This is a genomic window from Flammeovirga aprica JL-4 (assembly GCF_012844305.1).
Classification (GTDB): Bacteria; Bacteroidota; Bacteroidia; order Cytophagales; family Flammeovirgaceae; genus Flammeovirga; species Flammeovirga aprica.
Window position 1 is genome coordinate 1 of the sequence record NZ_JABANE010000218.1, and the last position, 4,872, is coordinate 4,872.

Sequence of the window (4,872 nt, forward strand, 5' to 3'; positions counted from 1 at the left end):
TCATCACATAGATTGGATTTAAAGGGGAAATCACTTAGGACATTAGAAACAAAAGAGTAATATTAATTTATTTTTCAATATCTTGCTAATAGCAATTTGAAAGTGGCACAATATCAGTGAAATGAGTGGCACAAGATGAGTGAAATATATAAAATATAAACTACCCCTTTATTAGGAGTGCTTTTAGCTATCGTTTGTTCATCAACGGGAATTGAGCAGTTAAAAATGATTCTTAGAATACAGGCCCTTCACTTGTATCAAGTCAGTTGAGTCGTTTATCTCAAAAAAATAATTGAGCTGCCATTGTTGCGTCCGTTCAGCTTGTTTATTATTAGTAACATCCCATTTGGGATAAACGCGGAAGCCTCTTTTACCTTCTTTTTGTTCCGTTGAAATAATACCTTTTGCGATTAATATTGATTTTGGGAAAACAAATTGTCCCAGTTTCTCTTCATACTTTACATTGATAACATAAAAGTCAATTACATCCTTTTCATGAAAGAGTTCAGTTACTCCCTTTTCATTTCTTCTCCAGCATGTAACAAATTGCCCCACCTTTTTAGGAGTTATTTTGGCATTTCTGCATAAGATATGCTGTTTGTTTAATGTAAATTGACAGGCGTGATACTCTTGACCTTCTGCTTCAGTTTTATAGTTCGAAATTACTAGAGCACATTGGTCGTAAATTGCTGTTTTTATTTGTTGAAGGATAGGGTTCATATTTAGTTTTTAATTGAAATTTAAAATTAATGCATTACAATTTAATTGCTAGCCGTTTGTGTGATTTTTTGTGGAATTTCAAAACATAAATTATCGGCTTTATTTTTGATCTTCATTTTAAGTACTTATTCTAAAGCAGCCTTATTCGATAATACTATATCATTAGAAGCAAACAACAAGATGAAGTTTTTACCATTTGAAAATTTAACGTATCAAACAAAGCTCGATTCGGAAGAAGTCCTTCATAGGATTAGTGATATCATTGAACCTAAAAAAGCAATTAGAATTACTGGGATTTTTGGAAGTAGTAATCATAAACCTTACGAAGGAAGCATTGAAAAAAATACATTTCAGATGAATCGTATAATCAATTATAGAAATTCTTTTTTACCTATAATAAATGGTGTCGTTGAAAAAGGAAAATACGGTACTGAAATCAAAGTGAAAATGAAGCTTCATATATTTGTGATGCTCTTTATTTCTATTTGGCTTGGTATAGCTGCAATAGCCAGTTTAGCATTATTCCCAATGCTTTTGATGGGCAATTTTGATTCTATTTCATCTCTCCCTTTTTGGATGTTTGTGTTTGGTTATGTTGTGGTTCTTGGGGGCTTCAAGTATGAAAGTAGAAAATCTAAGAAATACTTAGCGGAGTTGTTTGAGGCTAAGTATATTGTAAACTAAACTGTTGTCAATTTTCCATTAACGCTTTTTCCTTCAAGGTCGGAGAATTAGGTAAGCGTTAAGTGGGAAGAAATTTATTTACTTCTTTATTCTTCCCTCTTAACTCAATAACCCATTATTTCAATAAACCAGGCTGTGTCAATTGATACTTTTGATCATAAAGATCCACCTGATTTCTTCTCCATCTATTGCCTTCCAAGTACAGTACCTGAGGGCATGAAACATCCCAATCGCCCAATTGCTTTAACATCTCCACAACCAAATCACGGTTTTCAGAAGCTACATCATTCAATTCAGAAGGGTCTTTATCAAGGTTGAAAAGTATAGGAAGACGGTCTGGGAGGCGAATCAATTTCCAGTTGCCTTTTCTGATACCTGCACTGATGGTAAAACGCCACATCATTGTTTCATGAGGGTTTCCTGTGGTTTTGTTCATCAAGTAAGGGAAAATATCTACACCATCCAGTTTGTCTTTGGCAGTTGTTTTTCCACCGGCTAAAGTCACAAAAGTAGGCGTTAAGTCCATGGAAGTGATGGGCTGATTGTATTTTCCTGCTTTTAAATGTTTTGGATAAGAAATGACAAATGGTACACGGATTCCCCCTTCAAGTAAAATGCCTTTCTGACCATTTAGTGGGGCGTTAATTGAAGCATTATGATCACATGGACCGCCGTTGTCACTTAAGAAAACAATCACAGTATTATCATATACTCCTTGCTTTTTCAGCTCATCAATAATTCTACCCACATTCACATCCAAACGGTGAATCATGGCGGCATACGTTCTTCTTTTTTTATCTTTAATATAAGAATACAACGCCTTATCTTTCTCCGTTGCCTGCATTGGAGCATGAGGAGCATTGAAAGAAGCGAACAAGAAGAAAGGATCTTTTTTATGTTTTTTGATAAAGTCTACACACTCATCACCCTTGTCATCTGTGATGTATGTGATGGGCTGAGGATCTTTGTAATTACACTCGATTTCATAAGGGTAAGCATCACCGTTCGGTTGAGTTGGGAAGTAGTTATGACCTCCGCCAGTGTAGCCCCAAAACTCATGGAAGCCTCTTTTGGTAGGATGGTATTGAGGTGCTTCACCCAAGTGCCATTTCCCTACCAAACCATTTACATAACCTAATTCAGCAAGACGATCAGCAATGGTTATTTCTTCTACCGGAACACCCACATAATTTTCATCAAACTGCGGAAGGTCCACAATTGGATTATTATCAAAACCAAAGTTCACTTGATTTCTACCCGTCATCAAACCGGCTCTGGATGGTCCGCAAACTGGGGCTGAAACATAGCCTTGAGTACATTGAATTCCCTGCTCTGCCAAGGCATCAATATGTGGTGTTTTAATTTGAATAGAGCCATTAAAGCCCACGTCAGCATAGCCAAGATCGTCAGCAAGAATAATTACAAAATTAGGTTTTTGATCTTTTTTCTGAGCGAAAATAGTTTGCCCTAAAGCAAATAATAAGGGCAGGATATAAAAAAGTCTGTAGTTCATTTCTTTTCATTTTAGTATGAACTAAAGGTCCGTAAAAAATGCTTTTTTAAGCTGGTTATTTTCACCAATTAGCAGCACAATTTGGTCGTAATAGCATAGAATGAATTGATTTTAGTATTATTTCTGCAACTTGATGAGTTGATTACCAATTTTATTTGATGCAAGATCAAGTCTTTTCTCTCCTTCTTTTTAAACCCTTGTTAATAGCTGAATCATAAGGTTTTAAATCTTAACAATCTTCAAACATTATAAACAATTATTAGTAGTTTAACATTGCATACTTAATGAATTGAAAATATTTTTGTTTCACTTAGTAAAAACTCTCCGACATTTGACTGAACTAAATGAAAACAAACCAACGCATTAAATTATCAGACTTAGCCACTGCACTAAATCTGAGTACATCTACTGTATCTAGGGCTTTAAATGATCACCCTCGTATACCGATTGAAACAAGAACAAAGGTGAAAAAATTGGCGAATGATTGGGCCTATCACCCGAATCCATTTGCCAAAGGATTATTCAGTAAAGAGACCAAAACAATTGGTGTCATGATACCGTGTTTTGAGGATAATTATTTCAGCAAAATATTAGGGATCATAGAAGACGAATTGATTAAAAAGGGTTATAAATTGATTTGTACACGATCAGGAAAAAATGCGGTCGAAGAACAAAGTGCTTTATGGAATCTAGCCAAAGCACATGTAGATGGTATAATTGCTGTTTTATCTTATGATCAGCCTTGCCCCGCATTTATCAATGACATTAATGAAGAAGGGATCCCTATTCTCTTTTTAGATAGAATGTATGAAAATGTAGATGCTAGCTTTGTGATCTCTGATGATTTTCAGGGGGCTTTTGAAGCGGTGTCTTATTTGATTCAAGAAGGCAGATCTAAAATTTTACATTTGGAAGGACCTCGTGATTTGTCCACAAGCTTTTACAGGAAACAGGGATATATGGAAGCTTTGAAGAAACATGATTTGGAAATACAGCACAGCATTCAATGTGAAAACAAAGAAGACGTGAAAATTAAAATAAAAGCATATAACAATGATTACGATGCCGTTTTTTGTTATAATGATTTCTATGCTTTTGAAATGCTGGAGTATGCCAAGCAACAGGGGATCTGTATTCCAAATGAAGTGGCAGTGATTGGTTATGCCAACGATCCACTTTCCTCTTTCACTTCACCAAAATTGACGACCGTAGATCAGTCTACTTCTGATTTAGGGGAGCAATCCGTAAAAATGCTGTTATCAGAAATAAAAGCAATGAAATCAAAAGGAAGCTTTGAGTATAGTACCTTCAAGTCTAGCACAAGATTATTGGTAAGAGAATCCTGTTAGAATGTGCAAATTGTTGTGCAAGCGGTTGCATAGGAAAATATTTATCAGACCTCTACTTTTGTAATGTTATCAAAAAGAAAGAGAGAAAAAAACTATCAGATGGGAACATCTGAAGTAGTTAGTATTAACATTAATTGAAGAGAGAGAGTTCATAGATCTATTCATCTGAATGTTACAGCATGAACTTGTAACTGCGAAGTAAATTAACAGAGATTTTGTTAACCCTACTTTAATAGCTGTAAAAACACCTGTCTGAAATGGGCAGGTGTTTCTTTACTCACAGTTGCTTCTACTGTTAAGATATTACGGTTCATCAATAACAAATACATATTTAGCGACAACAAAGCGATAAGAATTAGATTAAAAGTAGTAAAAATCAAGATGTCAATATTGAAGGTCCTTAATAGGGACCTTTAATTTTTTGTGTATATGGAGGAACTAAGTATATGACAAAAAAATGACTTCCCATCGAATTGATTAAATTTGAATTTCGACATACAAAATTTATCAATTATGGAAAGTCAACACGAATATACGAAATTGTTTGAAAAAATAAATTCACAGATCAAAATCAACAAAGCTAGATTAGATTGTTTGACATATCTA

Annotated in this window: 4 protein-coding genes; 2 read left to right on the forward strand and 2 right to left on the reverse strand. The window is 34.6% G+C overall.

The annotated features are described in order from the left end of the window. Positions 1 to 219: 219 nt before the first annotated feature. Positions 220 to 720 carry a MepB family protein gene (locus HHU12_RS33045; RefSeq protein ID WP_169660999.1) on the reverse strand — a complete coding sequence of 167 codons (501 nt, stop codon included), beginning with the start codon at positions 718 to 720 and terminating at the stop codon, positions 220 to 222. 45 nt (positions 721 to 765) lie between these two features. Here HHU12_RS33045 and HHU12_RS33050 point away from each other — a divergent pair, with 45 nt between their 5' ends. After that, a complete protein-coding gene (locus HHU12_RS33050; RefSeq protein ID WP_205960063.1) occupies positions 766 to 1,404 on the forward strand; it encodes a hypothetical protein in 639 nt (212 codons plus the stop codon). 115 nt (positions 1,405 to 1,519) lie between these two features. On the opposite strand, the gene HHU12_RS33055 is transcribed toward HHU12_RS33050, so the two are convergent. Further along, positions 1,520 to 2,917 carry a sulfatase gene (locus HHU12_RS33055; RefSeq protein ID WP_169661001.1) on the reverse strand — a complete coding sequence of 466 codons (1,398 nt, stop codon included), beginning with the start codon at positions 2,915 to 2,917 and terminating at the stop codon, positions 1,520 to 1,522. 344 nt (positions 2,918 to 3,261) lie between these two features. Between HHU12_RS33055 and HHU12_RS33060 the strand changes: the two genes are divergently transcribed. Continuing rightward, positions 3,262 to 4,266: a LacI family DNA-binding transcriptional regulator gene (locus tag HHU12_RS33060; RefSeq protein WP_169661002.1), complete on the forward strand. Its 1,005-nt coding sequence runs from the start codon at positions 3,262 to 3,264 to the stop codon at positions 4,264 to 4,266. The last annotated feature ends 606 nt before the right edge of the window (positions 4,267 to 4,872 follow it).

Coding starts and splice junctions, on each gene's coding strand:
- HHU12_RS33045 (WP_169660999.1), bottom strand. CDS start 720: ATGAACCCTATCCTTCAACAAATAAAAACAGCAATTTACGACCAATGT.
- HHU12_RS33055 (WP_169661001.1), bottom strand. CDS start 2,917: ATGAACTACAGACTTTTTTATATCCTGCCCTTATTATTTGCTTTAGGG.
- HHU12_RS33060 (WP_169661002.1), top strand. CDS start 3,262: ATGAAAACAAACCAACGCATTAAATTATCAGACTTAGCCACTGCACTA.